Genomic DNA, 24,041 nt, shown 5'->3' with positions numbered 1-24,041 from the left:
CATGTTATAATACAAGAAACACGTAGATAGACGAGGAGCGGACACGTTGAGGTTGAATCAATATATTAGTTCTTCAGGATTCTGTTCCAGAAGACAAGCAGAGCGCTATATTACGGCTGAAAAAGTGCTAGTCAATGGCAAGATTGCATCGCATGTGTATTTTGTTGAAGATCATGATTATGTCGAAGTCGACGGGCACCCCATCACGCACACCGCACAAAACATATATATGATACTAAATAAACCAAGCGGGATTACTTGTACAGCTTCGCCTACTATTGCCGGTAATATTATCGACTTTATATCGTATCCTGAACGTATATTTCCTGTTGGACGTTTAGATAAAGAAACAGAAGGTCTGATTTTATTAACCAATGATGGAAGTATTGTAAATGAGCTAATGAAAGAGGAAAATCATCAGGAAAAAGAATATGTGGTGACAGTCGATAAAAAAATAACGAACACCTTTATAGAAGACTTATCAAATGGTGTAGATATTTACAATCCTAGAACGAAAAGCTATACGACGACTAACCCTTGTCCCGTAACTCCGCTCGACGACTTCACGTTTCGTATTACGTTAACTCAAGGATTGAATCGACAAATACGCAGAATGTGCAGACGGTTTCAATATACCGTGACGCACTTGCAAAGGGTTCGAATCAAGCATATTGAGCTTGGATCATTGGAACGGGGTCAGTGGCGTTACTTGACTGAAGAAGAGATAGCAGGGTTGAAACGATGACTCTTATAGAGTGTTGAAATTCATCTGTTTCTTTAATGTGAAAGTTTATTATTTTTCAATGACTAACAATAATAAAAGCTTGAAATGGAACTCTTTATAAAAATAGCCTGACAACGCGAATACGCTATCAGGCCTTTTCACCATTATTTATTTCATACTGTTATTCACCAATTCCTTCACAGGTAAGAATAACTCACCCGTTTCCAAATACGTCACCGTTAACTGGTCGCCTTCTTCTACATAAATCGAAAGAGGTTCAACTTCCGATGAAACAAGGAAGTTTCGACCGTCTTTTGCGAGAATGGAAACGAGTGTAAAATCACCGACGCGTTCCTTAAATACGCGCATGGCTGTAATCGTTGCTTTCGCTTCTTCTGCATTGGAACTTCCATCTACTGTACTGCCGCCACGTTGAAGTGCTGTTTTATATAATTTCAACGCTTCATTTGGTGAATTCGCAAATACCGAGATTTCAGGATTCGCTGCGGAAACAATGAAGTAATTTTGCAGGAATCCATTTGAATCAAGTACCGGCGTCAACCAACTTGCTTCACCGTAGAAGTTATACAAGACAGGCATTTCGCCGTTCCATTTCTTTTCGATAAACTTCTTTTCAATGATCTGGAGCGCACCTTGTGAATCCATGTAGGACTCTTCCAAATCCCCCGTATAATACGTCGCTTTCCCCGTTCGGCCATCTGTTAATGCATACCCTAGCATGGAATCTACGCCTTCTTTTGGACTCGTGAAATCAGTAAAGTAATACATATGTCCATCCGCATCAAAGATCGGGCTCACATTGGCTTCTGTTCCTTCGTCTGAAGGAATTTTCACATCTTTTTTCCCGACTACTGAATTCCAAAAACCATGGATATAATTACCGAAATAACTATTTTGAAGACTTACCGCTTCAGGTGAAACAGCTCCATTAATAAATTCAGGAACGTCCTGTAACGCATATTTCTTCGTAGCGCCTGTTTCAGGATTCAACATGACAATTCCTTTGGCGTTAAACCCGTTACGCGCCGAAATGAATTCTCCATACGTGCGAATATAATGCGGCTTCCCTTCATCATCAATTTCTAATTGAACATCTCCGTAAAAGATTAAATCTGGCATTTCCATACGCATTTTCCGATACACTTTTTTATGGAAGTACGAAGACGTCGTATACGCCATTTCCGTTTTAATGAATTTCGGGTTATCCGATGAATCTGTTGCACTCATCGTGAAATAACCAGGAGTCGTTTTACCGTTGAACCATTTGAAAAATCCCGAAAACTCAACAGGCGCAATATAGACAAATTGGTCATTCACTTTTTGAATTTGTAAATGTCCCAGTTCATAATAGCTCGTATCCGGTACTTGACCAAATGCTTTTTTCATTTTATTACGCGCAAACTTTGGTGGTACACTAGCCGGCGTTTTCGTTTCATCAAACGCTGTAATTTCAACTTTCTGCGTCATCGCAACGGTCTCATACTTTTTATTTGCGTTGAAAAGAGGTGCACTTAACACATACACGCCAATGAGTAACGCTGCCAATGATACAACCATTTTTATTTTGCGCTCTATACCTTGCGAAACCACCGCTCCTAAAATAGCCACAACGAGTAACAATGCCCATAGCGATGACCAATTACGATCCAAATTTGTCACGTAATAAAATAGGAATACGCCAATCATACTGATGACAGTAAGTGTCCCGAAAGCGACCCACCGGTTAAACGATAACGGCTCATTTTTGTTATGTACAGAAAGAAACGGAACAATAATAGCACTCGCGACAACCCCTACAAGTAATGAAAATAGTAATAAACTCAACATAACCAACCCTCTTTTCCAGTTACAAAATTTTGTTTCATACTATGTATACGGATAAGTTAGGAAATCGTTTCATATTTAATCCGATTAAAGCACAGCACTGGCATGTTCATCCGTCAGTAACGTAGTACAATGATATTGAGTTATAAAAGATGATCGTTGTTCAACAATTGAGCCAGATTCTAAAAAAAGGAGATGTTCAACTGTTTAAACGAACTTTATATCGCTCTACTTGCAATCGAGAAATTCTAGATGGAGAAGAAATCTATGCAAAGATGAAAGCTCCAAGAAATATCATGATGGGCGAAATTAAAGCGTATTTGAAAAAGAAAGTACTATTTTATGTGCGGATTGTATGGATCAGGATAGCGCAAATGAATATTCTTTATAAATACCCGATTTTTGGAGGGCGAACTAGTTGATAACCAAAGCGAGAATTATAGACCAACCATATTCGGGCCTATACCAAGAAAGGATTTATGATGTTCCCAGTCCATGGAATTCCCAAAGTTGGACATGGGTAAAATTTGAGAATGAAGATTTCACTGAATGGTGTGGTGAATTCAGAGGGGCACCGCATGCTGTTGCATTATCGAAGAAATATAACACGGTTCTAGTTCTCACTTCAGATTATCTATTTCAAATGGATTGTCTTAGTGGAGACGTAATCGAATATGAGTCTCAACGTCTTTATAAAAGTTTAACTGTAACTCCATCTGGGGAATTCATACTAGCTGGTGATTATACTATTGAAAAAATAGAAGCTAATTTAAGAGATAAAATACTTTTGAAAAGTCCAATAGAAATGATCGATATGATTACATTTACTGGTTGGGTCAATAATACGTTATCCATCACATGTAAAGAGGAAATGAATTGGGACAATACTTTTTTGTTAGAACTTGATGGAGAGACACTAGAATTAACTAGTAAAGACTTTATATAATACCCTATTCGCGTTTATACCTTTCTTATTCAAGTAAGGGGGTGCCTTTCCAAAAAAAAAAATGTTTTTCAGTCCCATAGGTTAATACAGAGTTAAACAACAAAGTGTCCCCATTCTAAAAACATGAGAACTCTTTGTTGTTTAATTGCGTTTTTGTACCAGTGAACTGAACAAGATACTTCAATATGGGGAGATTTTTAACTTATTGTACTTAGATATAAGTCGAGAGAGTCTTCTACTTCATGTTCTACTAATGCTATGAAATCTTTATAATCTTCTGTTGTATGCGCTTTATCAAGTGCATCATAATAAGCCAATCGATTTTCCACCTTAATAACGACTGGAGGAAACCCCTCTTTCATCAGTTCTAAATTAAGCAACAGTCTTGAGGTACGCCCATTTCCATCAATAAAGGGATGGATGCCAACAAAAATAGCATGCAACATAGCCCCACGCTCTACAGGATGAAGATCGACGCCTTCGTTACGATACCAATTCATCATTTGATCCATTTTTTCTTGAATCAGATAATGTGCAGGCGGTCTATGTGTAGCTCCAGCAATAAAGACTTGTTCTTGACGGTATACACCTGCATACTCATCATGAATTCCTTTTAGCACTAAACGATGTAAATTTTTTATTTGCCATTCTGAAAGTGTTTCTTTCATTCGGACAATTTCTTCGACATACGTAATAGCGTCACGATGATTGATTACCTCTAAATGTTCTCTTAGTGTTTTACCACCAATCGTAATTCCTTCAAGAACCACTTTCGTTTCATTCATAGTTAATGTATTTCCTTCAATGGCATTCGAATTATACGTCCACTCTAGAAATAACTTTTCTCGTAAACTTTTCAACGTATATTTAGGCAAGGGACGAGCAGCATCTAATTGTGACTTTTTTTCATTTACGACTTTAAACACATCAGTAACCTCCTACTTACACATATAGAGCATTTCTATTATTGTACTGTATATCGGAAAAATTCTACACTGAAATCATATCTTCATAAAAAGTATGGTTAACTAAGACTATTTCAAGATAAATAAAATTTTATTTTTCAAAAGGCGCTGACATTCCATTACCGGAACGTCAGCGCCTATATTTCTTCTAGTATATGTTTACATATCTCATGTGCAGTAAGAAGCATATGGATGAAGTCTAATTTCAGTTGACCATACGGCAACTTCCACAAGATTCACAATTCCTCAGCAGAAGCCTCCTCCAGACATAGACTTTTTAAAATAGGCTTCGCTTCTAATTTTGTCACATCTACATCTACCGCATGCGACTTCATCCGAATCGACAACAACAACGCTAGAGCGAGTAGTACACTGCACATAATAAGTGCAAGTGGAATCTGCTGGAAGCGGTCGATGATCCAGCCACCGATGCCAGGTCCGAGCAACTGTCCTGCCGCGAAGAAGAACGTTACATAGCCTAGTGCAACTGGTGCGTACGTCGGATGAACTTGTTCTGTAGATAATGCTTGGCAGAGCGACAGCATCCCGACAATCGTTGTACCCCAGAGGAATTGACTAACGACAAGCCCAATATACACGGGAAAAATAACAGGAATAATAAGTGAAACTGCACCAATCCCAAGTGTCGCAAGCAATGCAGATTTCCGTCCGATACGATCAGAAACTCCGCCCCATAAAGGTCCACTGAAAATCGACATAATTCCGCTGATCGCCATAATTTGTCCTGCCTGGAACTTCGTCAGTCCTACTTCAAGAATATAGCTGAATAAAAAGCTTTGCGGTACCAAATAGGCGAATCCAACGAGTCCATAGATGAATGCGACACGAAGTACGCGTTTATTGAAGTATACTTTCGTCCCAAATGAGCCTTTCTGCATTTCCTTAGGTAGTAACGGAATCGGTGGATCACGCAAAATACTCATCGCGATTATGATAGATACGATCGACAGAGCACCGTAGACGAACCATAGGTAGCGCCAGCCCATATCGCCGAACCATGTAGTGAAGAACGGAATTAACGCGCTTGAAATCAGCGTTCCTAATCCCATGCCACTTACAAGAAAACCGATAAGCATACCGCGCTTCCTCGGAAACCAGCCGACAAGTATCGTAATGAGCGGTGTATAGGTGAATGCAGTTCCAATTCCGAGTAATAGCATAGCGAAAAGTGTCCAGCCATAGCCTGCGATGAACGATAACATAAATAGTCCAAATGAAACGAGCCCCGTTCCAAAAATCACAAGCTTTTTCGCCCCGTATTTAGTTACCAGTAATCCTACAAAGATCACCATCATCAAATAGCCAATCGATACCGTCGTTGCGAGCAGTCCCGCTTGTTTATAAGACATTGCGAGGTTCTCTTTCATGAAAGGCATAATAATTCCATACGACATCCGTCCAAAGCCGAGAGAACTGACCGTAACGGCGACGCTTGCAAATGCGTATTTCCAAATGTTTTGTTCGTGTTCTTTAGCCAACATACGAATCTCACCCTTTCCTCCATTCATATGAAATTCACTGTGAAAGAATTCACTCAGAATAGCGTCAGGGTGTCTACTCTTAGTAGTCTTGCAACATGTCTGAGATATGTAATTTATGTCTAATATGTGAACTCTATCATGTACACTATAGCATTCATGATAGAATATTCCAACTTCTTTATTTGAAATCTATTCTAGTTTACATAATAGTATTATCAGACAAAGGGTGAGTGTGTGAGCACCGTTGGTCGACGCTCCAGGTGGACGCTTTCCACTTACGATCAACTACTTTATTGTACTAACGATAAATACATGTAAAGATTGTGGCCATAACCAACATGTAAGGGCCATCCCCCAGCACCATAGTGAGTCCTATGACGCAACCTTATTTATTCCCCCATTTCAAAAAGCGCTGCCGCACAAGTCATATTGTCACGACTTCTAGCAACAGCGCTCTACACGTCTTCCTACTTCTTATAGAAAAATGGCTTCCCGATGGTTTCTACTACGCTAGGCGCCAACGCATACAGCCTGCTTGTCAGACCTGTGATCTTTGGTAAATTCACTTCGCGTCTAGGGCGTTCGATGATTTCCATAACAGCGCGCACCACCGTATCCACCGACAACAACTGGCTACCCATTGCTTGTTTGTAGCCACCGGTGACGTCCGCGAGCTCGATAAACGGTGTATCGATCGGCCCTGGATGGATGACGGATACATCGACATCATAAGGCGCGACTTCCATACGTACGGCATTCGTATAGCCAATTAACGCGTGTTTTGTCGCGGCATAGACCGATGTTTTTGGCGTTGCTACTTTCCCTGCCTGTGAACCGATATAGACGAGATGACCGTGCTTGCGCTCGATCATTGCAGGTACTACACGCGCGGTTAGTTGCATCGGCACAAGGACATTGGTCTCGAGCATCGCATGCATGTCTTCATCGGTCGTCTCATGGGCCAGGTGGAACTTCCCTACTCCAGCGGAAAATACGATGAGGTCAGGTGTTCCAATGCTAGAAACTAGCCAATCGAGCTGCTTGGTGTCTCGAAGATCTGCACAGTATCCTTCAACCCCAAATACGCGTAACTCTTCTAACGCCTTCGCATTGCGACCTGTCGCAATCACACGATAGTCGTTCAACATCGCCAAACGTTTTGCTAGTTCAAACCCAATTCCACTCGTCGCTCCTGTGATCAGCACAGATTTAGAGTCGGACATAATGATGGACTCCTGCTGAATCAACCGTTTCAGAAATTAATTCTGCCGCCACTAGATAATCTAGCTGCCCGATCGTTTCAGACAGCGTCAGTCCCAACTCTTTTTCATAAACTGCCGGGAATAGTAGTTTCGTTACGTCAAAGACCGTTTTCGATTCATCTAACATAGCGAGAACTTTCATGGCACGGTCGTGCTGTTTCGCCAAGCGTTCAGTTATCAGCTCGTGGGCATGGGTAATCTCTCCGCCATGACCTCCGTAAACGAGTGACACCGGTAAATCTAACAAACGTTTCAATGATGCATTGTATTGAAGCAATGACTTCGGACGTCCGTGCTCTTTCTTAAACGGTGGCTCTATTAATGGATTGGATGACACTTTCTCGAGCAACAAATCGCCACCGATCAGAATGCCTTCCCTTTCATTGAATAACGATAAATGACTTTGCGCGTGACCTAAAGACTCTTGGATTTTCCAGCCTGGATGTCCTGGAAGATCGTCACCTTCATACATCATGCGATCGACGGGACGCCCTCCCATCAAATCAACTGATCGACGGAAGCGTTTCACCCACTTAAAATATTGCTCCGGCACGCCTTCTTCTATTAATGATTGTTCATAAAAACGGTCATGACGATCCAAAAACTCGGTATCGCGTGTTAGCCAGTAGTTTAAATACGGATGACCGAGGATTTCCGCGCGGTCAAACATCTCGACCAATCCACAGTGATCAGGATGGTGATGCGTGACAAATACTTGCTCTATATCATGGAACGTATAGCCCATTTCTTTTAATTTCATCTGCAACACTTCACGCGCTTCTGGCGTTTTCGTCGCCGCGTCTACCAACGTTAGCGTGTCGCCTTTTAGTAAAAAGCAGTTCACGTCACCTACCGCAAATGGTGTAGGCGTACTAATTTTTGTGATCATCTTTTGTTCCCCCTAGTAAATGAATGACTGTTCAGTCTATTGTACTCTTTATTTCCATGTGCGTCACGTCTTGATTGTTCATTAACCGAAAGATTTTTCATCTAAAATGAAACCATTTTGTCTATTCTTCGTATGGTATACTACAAGAAATCGCATGATGTACATAATGATGTCGAGTTGGAGGGATAACAATGGGATTTTTTAATCTATTCAAAAACCAATTTATCGAAGTAATCGAGTGGCAAGCACAGGATGCCAATACGTTAGTTTATCAGTTCCCCGTGCATAATAATGAAATTAAAATGGGGGCAGAGCTGACGGTCAGGGAATCGCAAGTCGCGGTCTTCGTCAATGAAGGGGAAATTGCGGATGTGTTTGGACCAGGACGCCATATTTTGTATACACAGAATATGCCCATCCTGACGAAATTGAAATCGTGGAAATACGGCTTTGATTCACCATTTAAAGCGGAAGTATATTTCATCAATACAAAACAATTCATCAATCAAAAATGGGGCACATCGAACCCCATTATGATGCGCGACCCAGATTTCGGCATGATCCGTCTTCGTGGTTATGGAATTTATTCGTATCGCGTATCAGATCCTACAGTATTTTTGCGGGAACTATTTGGAACGAATAGTTCATATGACACGAATTCCGTTGAAGGTCATCTAAAGAAAATGATCATTTCTGGATTGTCCGATTTATTCGCAGAGTCTCAAATACCTGCGCTTGACCTATCGATGCATTACGACGAATTAAGCGAAAAAGGAAAAGAGAAGATGATGTCTCGTTTCGCTGCATTTGGTTTCGAGATCACATCACTCTATATCGAGAATCTATCGTTACCAAAAGAAGTGGAAGAAGCGATGGACAAACGTACCTCTATGGGCGTGCTCGGCAATATGCAACAATATCAGCAATATCAGGCGGCTGAAGCGATGCGCGATGCAGCACAGAACGAAGGCGGCATGGCGGGCGCAGGTGTCGGTATGGGGGCGGGTATGGGCATGGGTCAAGTCATGGCAAATGCGATGAATCAGAACCAACAGCAGCAACCTCAAGCACAAGTTGCAACGAAATCCTGTCCGCATTGTCAGGCTACGATCAACGCTGATGCCAAGTTCTGCGGTCAATGCGGAAAATCAATTGAAACGGATAAAGTACCATGCGTTAAGTGTGAAACTATGATTCCAAAAGACGCGAAGTTCTGCAGTCACTGCGGTACATCTCAAGTCACTGAGAAAATTTGTCTTGCTTGCTCACATGCCAATCTGCCAGGTGCGAAATTCTGCGCAGAATGTGGTGAGACGTTAGACGAAAAGTGAGGGATGGACATTGACTTCATTTGATAGACAACACACAGTCGTAGAAGATACTGAAAATATCAAATGCCCTTCTTGTGGCGGCAACACGGAATATCATCCGGAAACACGCGGCTTAAAATGTCCTTTTTGTAGTCACGAAATGCCGATCGAAGCAACGTTCGACCATCATGTGGAACTGGATTTCAAGGAAGCGGGAAACAATCTTCAACATCTATGGAATGAAGAGAAACGCGTTTTTTCCTGTAGCAATTGCGGGGCGGAATCCGTACTGGACGCACATATCGTCGCGGATTTCTGTTCGTTTTGCGGATCTTCTCACATATCGGTTACGAATCACGATGCCGGTGTACAACCGGGGTTATTGATTCCGTTTCAAGTTTCCGAGGAACAGGCGCAAACGAAGTTCAAGGACTGGATCAAAGGGCACTTCTTCGCACCGAACGCATTGAAGAAAAATTATCGAATGAATAAAATATCCGGCGCTTATTTACCTTACTGGACGTATGATAGTCAGACACAGTCACACTATGTCGTACGTGTCGGGAATTACTATTATGTCACCGAAACACGGACGGTCTATGAGGATGGTAAGGCGAGACAAGTGACCGAGCAAGTGCAAAAAATTCGTTGGCATCAGGAAAGCGGTAATTATCGTGAATTCTTTGATGATGTTCTAATCAAAGCGTCTAGCACAGTCGAACCGAAACTATTGCAAAAAGTACAACCTTTCCAATTAACGAGTCTGACCGATTATAAAGTGGAATATATGTCTGGCTTCCTTGCTGAACGCTATTCCGTTTCGTTACAACAAGGATTTGTGCAGGCAAAAGACGTGATGACCAGAAGAATCGTCAACGGGATCGAAGGCAGCGTAGCGGGAGATATCGTACAAGTGGTCAATGTCTCGACAGATTATACCGATATTACATATAAACATATTTTATTGCCGATTTGGATTTCCTCCTTTCATTTCAAGGAAAAAGTCTTTCAATTCATCGTCAATGGACAAACGGGGAAAGTGTCCGGAAATTATCCGGTGAGTGTGATGAAGATCGTTTCGTTGGTCTTCTCGATTCTGATCGTTTTATTCATCATCTACTTATTCGTCAGCAACTAACGGCAATTTGACATTTTATTTAGTACATGACATAATCATGGCAATAGTATGAAACGGGCATTGAGGAAGATCAGTAGACGGGTGACGGATAGAAGAGAGCATGGCCGAGGCTGCAAGTCATGTATCCCACTCCCCTTTGAACCTCCTTCCGAGCTGTCGTGGAAACACGACCGTACCTTCTGCGATAAAGAAGACTTGAAGTTGTGCTGTCGTAAACAGCAAATTTAGGTGGCACCGCGGAAACCGAGCGTTTTCGTCCTGAAACATAGGACGGGAGCGTTTTTTATTTTGGGGAGGATGTTAGACATGGAAAAGATTTTATTTGTAGGCGCCGGTCAAATGGCAGAAGCAATTATTGCAGGAATTATTAAGAAACGAGTCATATATGAAGACAATGTCTATGTCATGAATCGTTCAGACGCAGAACGTTTAGATGAACTGGAGGCGCGTTACGGTATTACGAAAGTATGTGAAGATCGAGATTTCATTAAAAAAGTCGACTTAGTAGTGCTCGCAACAAAGCCGAAAGATGTAGAGAACGTGATGGATGATATTGCACCTTACCTTGGGGAAAATACGACGGTTCTCTCCGTCATCGCGGGGATTTCCATCGATACATTTGAGAGTGGTCTCGGCAAACGCCCGATTGCGCGCTCGATGCCAAATACATCTGCGACAATTGGAAAATCAGCAAGCGGGATTGCGTTTAATGATGCGGTTTCAGAAAGAATGCAACAATCCATTTTGAGCTTGCTGAGTGCAATAGGTATTGTTAAAGTCGTCGAAGAAGATGATTTGCATGCGGTCACAGCCCTTTCAGGTAGCGGCCCTGCGTATATCTACTATTTAGTGGAAGCAATGGAAGAAGCTGCGGTAGCGCGAGGCCTAGATGCAGCGGCTGCACGTGAATTGATTGTTCAAACAATCTACGGTGCTGCATCGATGTTGAAGAAAACGGGCGAAGAGCCTAGTATTTTACGCGAAAATGTGACGAGCCCAGGCGGAACTACAGCAGCCGGTTTGCGATCGCTAGAAGACCACAACTTCAAGACCATTATTTCAGATTGCTTGATCAGCGCGGAAAACCGTTCACGTCAATTAGGTGCTGTGAAATAATATAGGAATACGACGCTCGGGGAAATGATTTCCCCTGAGCGTCTTTTTTAATTGGCGGAACCCGGATCGTTATGAGCGATTGTGTGGCTGGATAGAGCGCCTAAGCTTCCTGATAGAGCACTTATGACGCATGATAGAGCGCCCAGGCTTCCTGATAGAGCGCTTATGAGACCCGATAGAGCGCCCGACCGGCTTCATAGAGCGAATACGCAGCAACATAGAGTTCTTCGTTCCCTTTAACGCATTTACATCAATCAAAAAAGGCCGATCACAAAAAGTCACTGGAATGGCAACTTCTTGGATAGCCCTTTAATTTTTCGCTAGCTTTATTAATTCTCCATGTTTCCACTGATAACGCGTAAAATCATCTGCAATCGAAATCGCCTCAAATACTTCGGTACCTTCAGCTAAGAATGCCGGCATTTCACTTGGCATGAAACGTGCGCTTAAATGGTTGGCAATAAGGTTTTTCGCGTTCGCTTCTTTCGCAATGGTTGCTGCTTCGACAATTGTTGAATGACCGAATTCTTTTGCGCCTGCTGCATACTCATCCGTGAACGTCGCTTCGTGAATCAAAATATCGGCGTCTCGTGCCAGTTCAACCGATGCTTGGCAGTACGATGTATCCCCAATGACCGTAATGACGAAGCCTTTCTTCTTATCTGTCGTAACGTCTCGACTGTAGACTGTTTGCCCATTCTCGAGCTCTACGTTAAAACCGTCTTTCAACCGTTGCAACAGCGGGCCTTTCGGAACGCCTTGCTCGATCGCTTTGTCGATCAATAATGTACCTGGTAACTCTTTCTGTTCAATACGGAAGCCAAAACTTTGAATGACGTGTTGGACTTCTTTGGCATAGACTTTGAATTCATCTGTCTCGAGAATCATGCCATCATAAATTTCATGCACATTCAACTTGTAAGGCAAGTACGTCCCCGTCAATTTATAGGTGTGCTGTAGCCACTCTTTTAAGCCCGCGGGACCGTAAATATCAACCGAATCATCTCCACCTAAAAATGCTCGCGAGCTAAGAAATCCCGGTAATCCAAAAATATGGTCGCCGTGCAAATGTGTAATGAAGATTTTCGTAATCTTCTTCGGCTTGATTGAGCTGTGTAGCAATTGATGCTGTGTCGCTTCGCCACAATCGAATAGCCAGTTTTCCTTATTTTCATCTGTCAAATCCAGAACGAGTGCGGATGTATTGCGCTGTTTTGACGGCATCCCTGCACCTGTCCCGAGAAATTCTATATCCACATCCATTGCCTCCTGCCTATTTCTTCGTACATCCTTTTTTAATAATACCATCTCCGAAACGCTGCGTCAGACTCGACATCAATTGATCCATTTCGTATTCCTTTTGTTGCTGCTCAAAATTATCGAATGTCAGTTGCTTGACCATTTCAGATCGTTCTATGACATTCGCCGCCGTAATGCCTAGCAAGCGAATGGGCTCGTAATCCCAATGTTGCTGGAATAATTGAATGGCTACTTCTGTAATATCTTCCTCAAGATAGATGGCTTGTTGGAGCGTTCTACTTCTTGTGGTATTTTGCCAGTCGGCATAGCGCATTTGAATACTGATAGTCATTCCGGCTAACCGTTTCGTTTCCAGTCGTGCCGCTACTCGTTTCGCAAGCCGTTCAAAAATCGGAATACAATCTTCTAGTTCTGTTAGATCAACAGGCAACGTAGTAGAACTACCGATGCTTTTACGTTCTTCCGCACTTTCAGGATCAACGGGTCGTGTATCGATCCCGTTTGCCCGTTGTTTAAGGCGTATACCATTTTTACCAAGTAGCGCTTCCAACGTGATTTTTTCGGCAGTAGCCAAGTCACCTATCGTTTTAATAGCTTTACTATGCAATTTCTCTTCCGTTCGTTTGCCGATGCCATGCATTTCAATGACGGGTAACGGCCACAACATGTTCGGCACTTCTCGTTTACGTAAAATGGTAATGCCCATTGGTTTTTTAAAATCAGATGCTGTTTTCGCAAGGAACTTATTCGGTGCAATTCCAATCGAACAAGGTAGATCCAGTTCTGCTAAAATTCGCATTTGAATTTCTCGTGCCAAGTCATACGCACGTGTCAATCCACCAATATCGGTCGTATCGATATACGCTTCATCAATGGAAACAGGTTCGACCCATTCGGTATAGCTTCGCAAAATATCAAAAACCGAATTTGACATTTGTCTGTATAAGTCATGCCTTGGCGGAACGATCGTTAAATGCGGACAGAGTCGTTTAGCTTCTCCTACCGTCATCGTCGTGTAAACGCCAAATGCCCTTGCCTCATATGAACAGGTTACGAGAATTCCTCTGCGTTCTTTCGGGTTGCCCGCGACCGCCAGAGGGATTCCTTTTAATGAAGGATTCGCAGCTTGTTCAACTGAGGCAAAGAAGCTGTTCATATCAAGATGCATAATGACTCGTGGATTAGAGATGATCGGACCCGTCATATCAACACCTATCTTTCCCAGGAAATAATTATGTAATAGGAAAAAGCGGCAAACCGACTTCAGTCTGCCACTCTTTCCATTTTATCAAATATATGTTCTGTTTGCCTACTAATTTGATTGCTGTTGTTCTTTCATATAACTAGAGATTTCATCCATGCCGTGGAGTGAATCCGTCATGATATTCGGATCGATGACAGTCACTACACGGTCCTCTAGATTCGCTACTGTTACGAAGTAAGGCGTTTTGGAATACGCTTTTAACGCAGTAGATGTTAGCCGATCTTCTGGCAATTCAAGGATCTCTTTTGCATCTAGCACGAGTAAACCAACTTCCAACTGATCCGTTTTCACGACCACTACATGGGATTCAATATCACGTGGTGTCGCCTGATGATACAGGATTTGACTTAAATCCAGTATAGGCACTAGCTCGCCACGGGATTTCATCAGCCCAAGTAAATACGTTGGAAGGTGAGGAATCGGTGTAACGTACTCCAGTTTCTCGATGGATATCACCGATTCAACAGGAAGTGCATATTCTTCATTGCCTGTCCGCACAATCACAGTTTGCATAGTTATACCTTCTTTCAAGGCTCTTTGTTGAGACTGTTACACTGTGTGGATTGCCTGACCGACAATCTCAAGTACTAATTCCGTCAGCTTTTCCAGCTCTTTTACCGGCATGCGTTCGTTTTTCGTATGAATCTCTTCATACCCAACAGACAATGTCACAGTAGGAACACCCATACCGTTGAAGACGTTGCCGTCACTTCCACCACCGCTCGTCATGATCTTCGGCTCACGTCCTACGTTGCGGATTGACTTCATCGCGACTTGCACGACTTCTTCGTCATCTCCAATTGAGAAACCAGGATACATGAGTTCTGTTGTCGTCTCAGCTTTGCCACCTAAAGATTGAGAAGTCGTAGCAAATTTCTTGACCATTAAGTCGATTTGTTTCTTCATTTTATCAGGATTGATTGAACGAACTTCCGATAAAATGAAAGCCTCTTCGCAAACGATATTCGTTGCTTTTCCCCCTTCAAAACGACCGATATTGGCAGTTGTCTCTTCATCTATTCGACCGAGTTTCATGCCCGAAATAGATTTAGCGGCGAGTGTGATCGCTGAAATTCCTTTTTCAGGGGCAACGCCGGCGTGAGCCGTTTTCCCATAGATGGTTGTCCATAATTTTGATTGGTAAGGGGCCGCTGTAACAATACCGCCTACTTCCCCGTCGCTATCGATCGCGAAGCCATACTTCGCTTGTAGGTGGTCAGGATTCATCGCTTTCGCGCCTACTAATCCACTTTCTTCACCAGCCGTAATAATGAACTGGATCGGACCATGCGGCTTGTCTGACTCTTGGATCACTTTCGCCATCTCAAGTAAAGCCGCAATTCCTGCTTTATCGTCGGCACCTAAAATCGTCGTACCGTCACTGTAGATATAGCCATCTTCTTTGACGATTGGCTGAATGGATCGTCCTGGAACTACCGTATCCATATGACATGTGAAGAAGATCGGATCCGCGTCAGCCACTGTACTTGGCAAGTTGGCAATTAAATTGCCCGCTCCATGTCCTGTCTTCTCCGCTGTATCATCTTCCGTTACGTCAAACCCCAGTTCCTGCAATTTTTTCGTAAGAATATCTGCAATATTTCGTTCGTTTTTAGTTTCAGAATCAATTTTTACTAACTCCAAAAATTCTTGAAGTAATCGTTGTGTATTCAAGATGAAAGACTCCTTTGATTATAGAGGTATGTTGCCGTGCTTTTTCTTCGGACGATCTTCGTGCTTATTGCGCATCATTTCAAGTCCTTGAAGCAATTTAATACGCGTTTCGCGTGGGTCAATGACATCGTCGATCATGCCGTGTGAAGCGGCAACGTATGGATTCGCAAACTTTTCACGGTATTCTTCGATTTTTGCTGTACGAGTTGCTTCCGGGTTTTCACTGTTTGCGATATCGCGTGCGAAGATGATATTCGCCGCACCTTCAGCACCCATTACGGCTACTTCTGCGTTTGGCCAAGCGAAGACGAGGTCAGCACCGATTGATTTAGAGTTCAGGGCTACGTATGCGCCACCGAAAGCTTTACGCAAGATTAGAGTGATTTTTGGTACAGTTGCTTCCGAGTATGCATACAAAATCTTCGCTCCGTGACGAATGATTCCGCCGTGCTCTTGCTTGATTCCAGGGAAGAAGCCTGTAACATCTTCAAATGTGATCAATGGAATATTGAATGAGTCACAAGTACGAATGAAACGTGCAATTTTATCAGACGAGTTAATGTCTAGTCCACCCGCCATTACTTTTGGCTGGTTACAGACAAATCCAACTGTCTCACCTTTCATGCGCGCATAGCCAACTACCGCGTTCTTTGCGAATTCAGGCTGAATTTCGAAGAATGATCCTTCATCCACTACTTGCTCCAATACTTTTCGTACGTCATATGGACGAATTGTTTCGTAAGGTACTGTATCCGCCAAATCTGGACGATAATCATCTTGTTCTTCAAATGGCTGAACAGGTGTCTTTTCTGTGTTATTCTGTGGCAAATATGTCAATAATTCACGTGTTTTTTCCAATACTTCTTCTTCACTTGCCCCACGAAGATGCGCATTACCACTGATCGTGTTGTGAACTTTCGCGCCACCCAGATCTTCAGAAGTAATTTTCTCGCCTGTAACCGTTTCAATTACTTTTGGTCCTGTGATGAACATCTGGCTCGTTTTATCCGTCATAATGACGAAATCTGTGATCGCTGGCGAATACACCGCGCCACCTGCACAAGGCCCGAGGATAACAGAAATTTGTGGAATGACTCCGGAATAAATCGCGTTACGGTAGAAAATTTCACCATATCCGTCAAGAGATAATACACCTTCCTGGATACGTGCGCCACCTGAATCGTTAAGACCGATGAATGGAGCACCGTTTTTCGCAGCCAAATCCATCACATTGGCAATTTTCATTGCGTGCATTTCACCTAGCGCTCCACCAAATACGGTGAAGTCTTGGGAGAATAAATAGACAGAACGACCGTGGATTTTACCGTAACCGGTTACAACACCGTCTCCAGGTCCTTCTAGCTTGTCCATGCCGAAATCACGTGTACGATGAACAACGAATGGGTTCAACTCTACGAAAGTACCTTCATCAAGTAGTATGTCAATACGCTCACGTGCAGTAAGTTTACCTTTTTCGTGTTGCTTCATGATTCGCTCATCGCCGCCACCCAACTCGATTTCGCGTTTCTTATCGTACAGTTCATTAATTTTATCGTAAATGTTCATCTAGTTTTCCCCCTTAGTCTTTTCACATAATTCATAGAGCACGCCGTATGATGATTTGGGATGCAGAAAAGCCACTTCTGCTCCGCCAGCACCTGGTTTAGGTTGATCTGAAAGTAGTTGAACGCCCTTCTCTTGTAATTCCTTCATTCTTGAACGAATATCCGTTACACCAAAAGCGATATGGTGAACCCCTTCACCGCGTTTTTCAATAAACTTCGCAATGGGACTTGTCTCCGTCATCGGTTCAAGTAACTCGATCTTGACGTTATGTGCATCAATGAACGCCACTTTAACCCCTTGGCTAGCAACTTCTTCAATAGCTATAACTGTCAATCCGAGTGTATCTATGTAATAATTAACTGATTCATCTATACTTTTTACAGCAATCCCTATATGATCTACCTTGTTCATAGCACATTCCCCTTTTACTATGTTTCTACTATATGAACACATACCAGCCATTCCAGTTGTGAAAATCCTTATTTCTGTTAAAATAGAATCAAACCCATTCCAACGCGTAAGGAGCTTTGCTGCATGAGTAATAAAAAAATTCAAAAAACAGTGGTCTACTTGATGATCGTCGCCATGATCGCATCTACTATGGTCATGGGTCTCAGCATGTTCTTATAATGTAAATGACAGTTCGCATAGGAAAATATGCGAACTGTTTTTTATTACCTTCTAGCTTCAGGACCTCCAGCGTCTGTCGAGACTAGACGGCGCATTCCGCTTTAGTAACATCTAGCTACATGCGCCAGTCTCTCGGATCGCTTCGGTCCTGATTCAAAAGGCAAGTTCGGCCTTTTGCTTCAGGACCTCCAGCGTCTGTCGAGACTAGACGGCGCATTCCGCTTTAGTTTATTACAGTTCTTCGCAGTGCTCTTCAAATTGTTCCTGAAGATTCACGACAACTGACATCGGGTCATGTCCTTCGATTTCAAAACGTCCTACTTCACCAATTAGTTTGCCGTCTTTTAGCAAAGCGAATGATGGAGAAGATGGAATGTGATCTTCTCCGAAGTGCATACGTGCTTGTGCAGTTGCTTCTTTATCTTGTCCAGCAAATACCGTTACCAAGTGGTCCGGACGCTTGTCATAATGTACTGCGTGTGCAGCTGCTGGACGAGCGATTCCGCCAGCGCATCCACAAACGGAGTTGACCATAACTAATGTCGTGCCAGGTTGCTTGAATGCTTCCTCCACGTCCTCAGGTGTTTTCAACTGCTTGTAGCCGCTCGCTTCCATTTCGGATCTCGCTTGGTTCGTCATATCGTTCATGTAAAAATCAAAGTTCATAGTCATTTTACAATATCTCCTCTCTCATACTCTATAATTGTGATGGCCTCTTCAGTTTCGCTTTAACACTTCCCTGATACTAATTAGACTATCCTCTTCAATCATAGCATATCCCTACAGGAATTAAGAAGAAAACAATCGATCAATTGCTCCAGTTACAGTTAAATGACCGTCGAGCAATTCTTCCTCAAGTGCCTTCACCTGCGTTTTTCGTCCTTGCTCTGAGAAAAATGAATCAATCAAGTGATCACGGATCATCGCATGGAACCAATCGCGTGTCTGATGCTGACGTCTTGTGTCCCAATGATTCTTATCTTTCATTTCTTTCTCAAACTCCAAAACCGTTTCCCATACCGCATCCAAGCCGGTCTTTTCTATAGAAGAAACCGGTTGTACTCTGGACGTCCATTCAGGCGAAGCAGGTTGCAGCATGTGCATAATTCGTGTATATTCACGCACCGTTTTCTTGACTAGCGGTTTATTAGCACCGTCATTCTTATGCACGACAATACCATCCGTCAGTTCCATGATGCCCTTTTTCATTCCTTGTAGTTCGTCACCAGCACCAGTCAGCACTAGCAATAAGAAATAATCGACCATTCCACGTACAATCGTTTCGCCTTGGCCAACCCCTACGGTTTCAATCAAAATGACGTCGTATCCCGCCGCTTCACAAAGCAACATCGTTTCGCGAGATTTCTTATGCACACCACCGAGTGTACCCGCTGACGGAGAAGGGCGGATAAAAGCATTCTTATGCCGTGCCAACTCCTCCATACGCGTCTTGTCTCCTAAAATACTTCCACCAGTCAGCGTTGAACTCGGGTCAATCGCGAGTACCGCCACTTTATGGCCCATATCCGCTAGCATTAGACCGAACGCCTCGATGAACGTACTTTTTCCAGCACCTGGAACGCCTGTAATCCCAATTCGGATACAGTTGCCCGTTTTTGGTAGGAGGCTAGTCAACACTTCCTGACCGACCTTCTTATCGCTAGGCTTTGTACTTTCAAGCAACGTTATACCACGCGCTAAATACAAGCGAGAACCATTTTCTATTTCCTGTTGCAATACATCCAAGTTTTTATGAGATGGATCTTTTTTAACAAAGCGTTTACGTGAAGAGGCAACAAATCCGTCATGTGTGGATTCTATTCCGCGCATCACATGCATGGCTGATTCATCTCGTCCGTTTTGTTTTTCTGTCAATCCGTCACTTCCTCATAGCCGAGCTGTCGGTAAATTTCCTCAATGACTTTTTGAGCCGCCACCGGAATGACTGTACCCGGGCCAAAGATTGCAGCTGCACCATTCTTGCGCAAGAAATCGTAATCCTGTGCAGGAATAACGCCACCTACTACAACTAAAATATCTTCACGATTGATTTTCTTTAGTTCTTCACGCAATGTGGGAACCAATGTCTTATGACCTGCCGCTAATGAACTGACACCGATGACGTGCACATCATTTTCCGCCGCTTGCAAAGCTGTCTCTTCAGGCGTCTGGAATAAAGGACCAATATCGACATCGAAGCCTAAATCGGCGAATGAAGACGCGATAACTTTCGCTCCACGGTCATGTCCGTCCTGACCCATTTTCGCAACTAAAATACGTGGACGACGCCCTTCATTTTCTAGGAACTCATCTGTCATATCTTTCACTTCTTGGATTTCTTCTTCATTTGAGAAGTTTGCGCTATATACACCACTCACTGAACGGATCACCGCCTTATGTCTACCGGATACCGATTCAATCGCATCCGAAATCTCACCGATTGTTGCGCGCGCTCTTGCGGCGTCAACTGCCAAGGCAAGCAAGTTCCCTTCGCCACTCTTAGCCGCTTCCGTGATTGCTGTAAGAGTAGCTTGAACTACATTCTCATCACGCTTGTCTTTCATATCGTGGATGCGGTCAATTTGCTTCTGACGTACCATCGTATTGTCGATATCCAGAATATCTATCGCATCTTCCGTATCCAAACGATACTTATTGACGCCAACAATCGTTTCCGCTTTCGAATCGATTTTCGCCTGGCGCTTAGCCGCTGCTTCTTCAATTTTCATTTTCGGCAAGCCTGTTTCAATCGCTTCTGCCATGCCACCAAGTGATTCGATTTCACCAATTAATTCCCATGCTTTCTCCATTAACTCTTCTGTTAATTTTTCTACATAGTATGAACCGCCCCAAGGATCAATCACTTTCGTCATCATCGTCTCTTCTTGTAAGAACAATTGTGTATTCCGTGCAATACGAGCCGAGAAATCTGTCGGTAACGCGATCGCTTCATCCAATGCATTGGTGTGTAGTGACTGCGTGTGACCCATGGATGAAGCGTTTGCTTCAACCAATGTACGTGTGACATTGTTAAATGGATCTTGCTCCGTCAAACTCCAGCCTGACGTTTGGGAGTGCGTACGTAATGCGAGTGTCTTTGGGTTTTTCGGTTCAAACGACTGCATCATCTGCGCCCAGATCTTCCGTGCCGCCCTCATTTTCGCTATTTCCATATAGTAGTTCATACCGATCGCCCAGAAGAAGGACAACCGAGGTGCGAATGAATCGATATCGATACCCGCCTTCAAACCTGTACGAACATATTCCAAACCGTCAGCAAGTGTATACGCAAGCTCGATATCCGCAGTCGCGCCCGCTTCTTGCATGTGATAACCCGAGATGGAAATCGAGTTGAATTTCGGCATATTTTCAGACGTGTACGAGAAAATATCCGCAATGATTCGCATCGACATCGCCGGTGGGAAGATATACGTGTTCCGTACCATATACTCTTTCAAAATATCATTCTGTATCGTACCAGAAAGTTTCTCAGGACGTACACCGGACTCTTCAGCCGCTACGATATAAAATGCCATAATCGGCAATACCGCACCATTCATTGTCATCGATACCGACATTTGATCGAGAGGAATACCCGCGAATAAAATCTTCATATCTTCAATAGAGTCGATGGCAACGCCCGCTTTCCCTACGTCACCTGTTACACGCGGATGATCGGAGTCGTAACCGCGGTGAGTCGCAAGGTCGAACGCTACCGAAAGTCCTTTTTGCCCCATCGCCAAGTTCCGTCGGTAAAATGCGTTACTCTCTTCCGCTGTAGAAAATCCAGCATACTGACGAACTGTCCAAGGACGCGCTACGTACATCGTCGGATACGGTCCACGCATGTTCGGCGCGATGCCTGGGAAGTCTTTCAAATGCTCCGTGTTTTCAATATCTTTTGCTGTATAGATGGGCGCTACATCGATTCCTTCATTCGTTAAAAAATTCTCTTTTGACGATGTTTGCTGTGAGAGTTCATTGAGTGATTGCTCTATATTCACTTTACGGAAATCAGGTTTACTCAACGGAACGGCCTCCTTTAGTTTGCATAATAATAGTATTCAGCTTGTCAATTTTATCCTGTCCTGCGAAAATGAAACCATTCAATCCATTGGCAAGCCACTGATCTGCAGTTTCTGATGGATATTTACCCGCTGTATCGATTGGACAATTTCCTTTATAGGAAGCCAAGAAGTTTGTTACGACTTCTTCTGTATCCGCAGCCGATGCACAAATTACTGCATAATCCGGCTGTTGTTCCTCGATCCAACTGAGCGCTTGATCGTTTGACTCGAAAGAAGGACTCCATATCGCTTCGATACCGCCAACTGCCAAGAATCCACTGACGAAATCCGCACGAGGTTTATAATCTTTCAATGCACCAAAGTTAAGCAATACCGTTTTCGGCAACTCTTCTTGTTGTTTGGATCGAATATTTTCAAAAGGCTCTGACAAGCGTTTGGATACCGTGACGGTTGATTCATTCGCATAATTCACATCTGTCAATTCCGCGTAGACATTCGTGCCGATCAACGTCTTCTTACCCGTCGCCATTTCTTTCTGACGTTGCGCATATAGTTTGCTCAATTCACCAGACTGCAAAAATGCTTGATAACCGCCATTCTCATCAATCTCTAAGAACTTCTCCCATGATTTACGAATTAATTCTGCCGTCAATGATTCGATGAAGTATGAACCGCCTGCGGGATCTAGAACTTGATCAATATGCGTTTCTTCCTTCAAAATCAATTGAATATTTCGTGCGTAACGATTCGAGCTTGGAGACGTTCCAGTCAATACATCATGCGGTAATACAGTCAGCCAATCCGCTCCGCCTAAAATAGCTGAGAATGCCGCATTGCCACCACGTAGTAAGTTTACATACGGATCAAGTTTTGAGTATGAACGCAGTGAAGTAATCCCTAGCAAAGGCACTTGCTTCGCGTTTTCCACGCCATATGCTTCATTGAATAATTTCCATAATACACGAAACGCACGGAACTTCGCGATTTCCATGAAGAAGTGTGTATCAGCAGCAAATCGTGCATAGAAGTCGTTTGTAAATTCTTCAAACGAAGTGGCTTCTTCCGCCAGTTCGGCTGCGATCGAAAGTGATAGCGCAAGTTCAGTTACCGCGTCCGCCCCTTCATGATGCGCTGTCCATAAATCGGCACCCTTTGTACGGACTCCCGGAAATCCTTCGAGTACTAACGGAACCGCACTGATACAAATTCCTGTAACGTCTTTGCGTTCTGTTTCTTCTATATACGTAAAGGCTTGTAAAATCGGATCATCGCTTTGCACTTCTGTGAATAAAATTGGATAGCGCGTAATCAGTTCAGCTACTTGCTTAATGTCCTCTTCAGCCCACACTAAAGGCTTCAGTCCGTTGTAAGCGATTGCTTCATTGCCCCGTGCCAAAGATTCTTTCATTTGCTCTACGAACTGTTCCCCATTTGTTGCACTAACAGGTTGTGCGACAGTCCAGCCAAATGCAGGCTTTGTGACGCGTGAAATTTCCAATTGATCCAGATCCTCTAGGGTATAAAGAGGTTTAAGTTCAATACCCTCAATTGTTTTTGTGTACAACGAGTCAAAAGGTTTTCCTTTTAGAGATAAAACAGCCGCTTCTTTCCATTCAGTAAAGTTTGGGGCTGTAAATGTAAATGTTTTCATGTTATGTATCGGCATAATGGTGCTCCTTCCCCTTTTTAAAACCATTAATAATTCTAGTGTACCGTAGATTACATTATGAAGGAAGAGGAAAATCAGAAGTTTCCGTCTAGTTACATTATAAGAATACGAATTTATGACTTTTATACATGAGTGTAGATTTTAGCTGAGTGAGCTGGATACGAGGAAAGGGGATAAATAACTGATAGCCCATTCGTTTGCGCTCATTAATTCGTGTACGTGATCATTCCACTTCTATAACCGCTCTTCACTT

General features: G+C 43.2%; 22 protein-coding genes. 7 read left to right on the top strand and 15 right to left on the bottom strand.

Annotated elements, in window-relative coordinates:
* Positions 1 to 46 precede the first annotated feature (46 nt).
* Positions 47 to 745: a pseudouridine synthase gene (locus CSV77_RS02985; protein WP_099672220.1), complete on the top strand. Its 699-nt coding sequence runs from the start codon at positions 47 to 49 to the stop codon at positions 743 to 745.
* 147 nt (positions 746 to 892) lie between these two features.
* Here CSV77_RS02985 and CSV77_RS02980 read toward each other — a convergent pair whose 3' ends face one another.
* Positions 893 to 2,572: a hypothetical protein gene (locus tag CSV77_RS02980; RefSeq protein ID WP_099672219.1), complete on the bottom strand. Its 1,680-nt coding sequence runs from the start codon at positions 2,570 to 2,572 to the stop codon at positions 893 to 895.
* Positions 2,573 to 2,721: 149 nt separating this feature from the next.
* On the opposite strand from CSV77_RS02980, the gene CSV77_RS02975 reads away from it, so the two are divergent.
* Positions 2,722 to 2,991, top strand: coding sequence for a hypothetical protein (locus CSV77_RS02975; RefSeq protein WP_099672218.1), 270 nt, complete (start codon positions 2,722 to 2,724; stop codon positions 2,989 to 2,991).
* Entirely contained in the window at positions 2,988 to 3,515 is a 528-nt protein-coding gene (locus tag CSV77_RS02970) for a hypothetical protein (protein WP_099672217.1), read from the top strand. Before CSV77_RS02975 ends, CSV77_RS02970 begins: the two co-directional genes overlap by 4 nt.
* A gap of 197 nt (positions 3,516 to 3,712) precedes the next feature.
* Here CSV77_RS02970 and CSV77_RS02965 read toward each other — a convergent pair whose 3' ends face one another.
* The 4 genes from CSV77_RS02965 to CSV77_RS02950 all read right to left on the bottom strand — a co-directional run bounded on the left by CSV77_RS02965 (position 3,713) and on the right by CSV77_RS02950 (position 8,133).
* A complete protein-coding gene (locus tag CSV77_RS02965; RefSeq protein WP_099672216.1) occupies positions 3,713 to 4,441 on the bottom strand; it encodes a Fic family protein in 729 nt (242 codons plus the stop codon).
* Positions 4,442 to 4,716: 275 nt separating this feature from the next.
* Positions 4,717 to 5,982 (bottom strand): YbfB/YjiJ family MFS transporter, encoded by a 1,266-nt coding sequence (locus CSV77_RS02960; RefSeq protein WP_158232009.1) that lies wholly within the window; start codon positions 5,980 to 5,982, stop codon positions 4,717 to 4,719.
* A gap of 467 nt (positions 5,983 to 6,449) precedes the next feature.
* Positions 6,450 to 7,205, bottom strand: coding sequence for an SDR family NAD(P)-dependent oxidoreductase (locus tag CSV77_RS02955; RefSeq protein ID WP_099672214.1), 756 nt, complete (start codon positions 7,203 to 7,205; stop codon positions 6,450 to 6,452).
* Positions 7,192 to 8,133: an MBL fold metallo-hydrolase gene (locus CSV77_RS02950; RefSeq protein WP_099672213.1), complete on the bottom strand. Its 942-nt coding sequence runs from the start codon at positions 8,131 to 8,133 to the stop codon at positions 7,192 to 7,194. The genes CSV77_RS02955 and CSV77_RS02950 overlap by 14 nt, the downstream gene beginning before the upstream one ends.
* Before the next feature lie 191 nt (positions 8,134 to 8,324).
* Here CSV77_RS02950 and CSV77_RS02945 point away from each other — a divergent pair, with 191 nt between their 5' ends.
* From CSV77_RS02945 to proC, 3 genes are all read left to right on the top strand, one after another.
* Positions 8,325 to 9,464, top strand: coding sequence for an SPFH domain-containing protein (locus tag CSV77_RS02945; RefSeq protein ID WP_099672212.1), 1,140 nt, complete (start codon positions 8,325 to 8,327; stop codon positions 9,462 to 9,464).
* A 10-nt stretch (positions 9,465 to 9,474) separates the two neighbouring features.
* Positions 9,475 to 10,581 (top strand): TFIIB-type zinc ribbon-containing protein, encoded by a 1,107-nt coding sequence (locus CSV77_RS02940; RefSeq protein ID WP_099672211.1) that lies wholly within the window; start codon positions 9,475 to 9,477, stop codon positions 10,579 to 10,581.
* 306 nt (positions 10,582 to 10,887) lie between these two features.
* Positions 10,888 to 11,697, top strand: a complete 810-nt coding sequence (gene proC / locus CSV77_RS02935; RefSeq protein ID WP_099637465.1) for a pyrroline-5-carboxylate reductase — start codon at positions 10,888 to 10,890, stop codon at positions 11,695 to 11,697.
* A gap of 309 nt (positions 11,698 to 12,006) precedes the next feature.
* On the opposite strand, the gene rnz is transcribed toward proC, so the two are convergent.
* From rnz to mce, 6 genes are all read right to left on the bottom strand, one after another.
* Positions 12,007 to 12,954 carry a ribonuclease Z gene (rnz, locus tag CSV77_RS02930; protein WP_099672210.1) on the bottom strand — a complete coding sequence of 316 codons (948 nt, stop codon included), beginning with the start codon at positions 12,952 to 12,954 and terminating at the stop codon, positions 12,007 to 12,009.
* Positions 12,955 to 12,970: 16 nt separating this feature from the next.
* Positions 12,971 to 14,161 (bottom strand): DNA polymerase IV, encoded by a 1,191-nt coding sequence (locus tag CSV77_RS02925; protein ID WP_099672209.1) that lies wholly within the window; start codon positions 14,159 to 14,161, stop codon positions 12,971 to 12,973.
* A 108-nt stretch (positions 14,162 to 14,269) separates the two neighbouring features.
* Positions 14,270 to 14,734, bottom strand: a complete 465-nt coding sequence (locus CSV77_RS02920) for a chemotaxis protein CheW (protein ID WP_199203691.1) — start codon at positions 14,732 to 14,734, stop codon at positions 14,270 to 14,272.
* Between the two features lie 36 nt (positions 14,735 to 14,770).
* A complete protein-coding gene (locus tag CSV77_RS02915) occupies positions 14,771 to 15,895 on the bottom strand; it encodes a M20/M25/M40 family metallo-hydrolase (protein ID WP_099672208.1) in 1,125 nt (374 codons plus the stop codon).
* 18 nt (positions 15,896 to 15,913) lie between these two features.
* The gene (locus CSV77_RS02910; RefSeq protein WP_099637469.1) at positions 15,914 to 17,461 is read right to left on the bottom strand and encodes an acyl-CoA carboxylase subunit beta; all 1,548 of its coding nucleotides are present in this window, start codon (positions 17,459 to 17,461) and stop codon (positions 15,914 to 15,916) included.
* Positions 17,462 to 17,872, bottom strand: coding sequence for a methylmalonyl-CoA epimerase (gene mce / locus CSV77_RS02905; protein WP_099672207.1), 411 nt, complete (start codon positions 17,870 to 17,872; stop codon positions 17,462 to 17,464).
* 123 nt (positions 17,873 to 17,995) lie between these two features.
* Between mce and prli42 the strand changes: the two genes are divergently transcribed.
* Positions 17,996 to 18,091 (top strand): stressosome-associated protein Prli42, encoded by a 96-nt coding sequence (gene prli42 / locus CSV77_RS16835; RefSeq protein ID WP_155979530.1) that lies wholly within the window; start codon positions 17,996 to 17,998, stop codon positions 18,089 to 18,091.
* Positions 18,092 to 18,322: 231 nt separating this feature from the next.
* Here prli42 and CSV77_RS02900 read toward each other — a convergent pair whose 3' ends face one another.
* From CSV77_RS02900 to CSV77_RS02885, 4 genes are all read right to left on the bottom strand, one after another.
* Positions 18,323 to 18,763 carry a BrxA/BrxB family bacilliredoxin gene (locus CSV77_RS02900; RefSeq protein WP_099628904.1) on the bottom strand — a complete coding sequence of 147 codons (441 nt, stop codon included), beginning with the start codon at positions 18,761 to 18,763 and terminating at the stop codon, positions 18,323 to 18,325.
* Between the two features lie 117 nt (positions 18,764 to 18,880).
* Positions 18,881 to 19,930, bottom strand: a complete 1,050-nt coding sequence (gene meaB / locus CSV77_RS02895) for a methylmalonyl Co-A mutase-associated GTPase MeaB (protein ID WP_099672246.1) — start codon at positions 19,928 to 19,930, stop codon at positions 18,881 to 18,883.
* 32 nt (positions 19,931 to 19,962) lie between these two features.
* Positions 19,963 to 22,119: a methylmalonyl-CoA mutase gene (gene scpA, locus CSV77_RS02890; protein ID WP_099672206.1), complete on the bottom strand. Its 2,157-nt coding sequence runs from the start codon at positions 22,117 to 22,119 to the stop codon at positions 19,963 to 19,965.
* Positions 22,112 to 23,785: a methylmalonyl-CoA mutase family protein gene (locus tag CSV77_RS02885; protein ID WP_158232008.1), complete on the bottom strand. Its 1,674-nt coding sequence runs from the start codon at positions 23,783 to 23,785 to the stop codon at positions 22,112 to 22,114. Before CSV77_RS02885 ends, scpA begins: the two co-directional genes overlap by 8 nt.
* Between the last annotated feature and the right edge of the window lie 256 nt (positions 23,786 to 24,041).

This window comes from Sporosarcina sp. P16b, from assembly GCF_002743065.1.
In the GTDB taxonomy this organism is placed as follows: Bacteria; Bacillota; Bacilli; order Bacillales_A; family Planococcaceae; genus Sporosarcina.
This window is presented reverse-complemented; position numbering and strand designations above follow the sequence as displayed.

Excerpts from the sequence above, each read along its gene's own strand:
- CSV77_RS02980 (WP_099672219.1), bottom strand. The coding sequence starts at position 2,572 with ATGTTGAGTTTATTACTATTTTCATTACTTGTAGGGGTTGTCGCGAGT.
- CSV77_RS02975 (WP_099672218.1), top strand. The coding sequence starts at position 2,722 with ATGATCGTTGTTCAACAATTGAGCCAGATTCTAAAAAAAGGAGATGTT.
- CSV77_RS02960 (WP_158232009.1), bottom strand. The coding sequence starts at position 5,982 with ATGTTGGCTAAAGAACACGAACAAAACATTTGGAAATACGCATTTGCA.
- CSV77_RS02955 (WP_099672214.1), bottom strand. The coding sequence starts at position 7,205 with ATGTCCGACTCTAAATCTGTGCTGATCACAGGAGCGACGAGTGGAATT.
- CSV77_RS02950 (WP_099672213.1), bottom strand. The coding sequence starts at position 8,133 with ATGATCACAAAAATTAGTACGCCTACACCATTTGCGGTAGGTGACGTG.
- CSV77_RS02945 (WP_099672212.1), top strand. The coding sequence starts at position 8,325 with ATGGGATTTTTTAATCTATTCAAAAACCAATTTATCGAAGTAATCGAG.
- proC (WP_099637465.1), top strand. The coding sequence starts at position 10,888 with ATGGAAAAGATTTTATTTGTAGGCGCCGGTCAAATGGCAGAAGCAATT.
- CSV77_RS02925 (WP_099672209.1), bottom strand. The coding sequence starts at position 14,161 with ATGACGGGTCCGATCATCTCTAATCCACGAGTCATTATGCATCTTGAT.
- CSV77_RS02920 (WP_199203691.1), bottom strand. The coding sequence starts at position 14,734 with ATGCAAACTGTGATTGTGCGGACAGGCAATGAAGAATATGCACTTCCT.
- CSV77_RS02910 (WP_099637469.1), bottom strand. The coding sequence starts at position 17,461 with ATGAACATTTACGATAAAATTAATGAACTGTACGATAAGAAACGCGAA.
- mce (WP_099672207.1), bottom strand. The coding sequence starts at position 17,872 with ATGAACAAGGTAGATCATATAGGGATTGCTGTAAAAAGTATAGATGAA.
- prli42 (WP_155979530.1), top strand. The coding sequence starts at position 17,996 with ATGAGTAATAAAAAAATTCAAAAAACAGTGGTCTACTTGATGATCGTC.
- CSV77_RS02900 (WP_099628904.1), bottom strand. The coding sequence starts at position 18,763 with ATGACTATGAACTTTGATTTTTACATGAACGATATGACGAACCAAGCG.
- meaB (WP_099672246.1), bottom strand. The coding sequence starts at position 19,930 with ATGCATGTGATGCGCGGAATAGAATCCACACATGACGGATTTGTTGCC.
- CSV77_RS02885 (WP_158232008.1), bottom strand. The coding sequence starts at position 23,785 with ATGCCGATACATAACATGAAAACATTTACATTTACAGCCCCAAACTTT.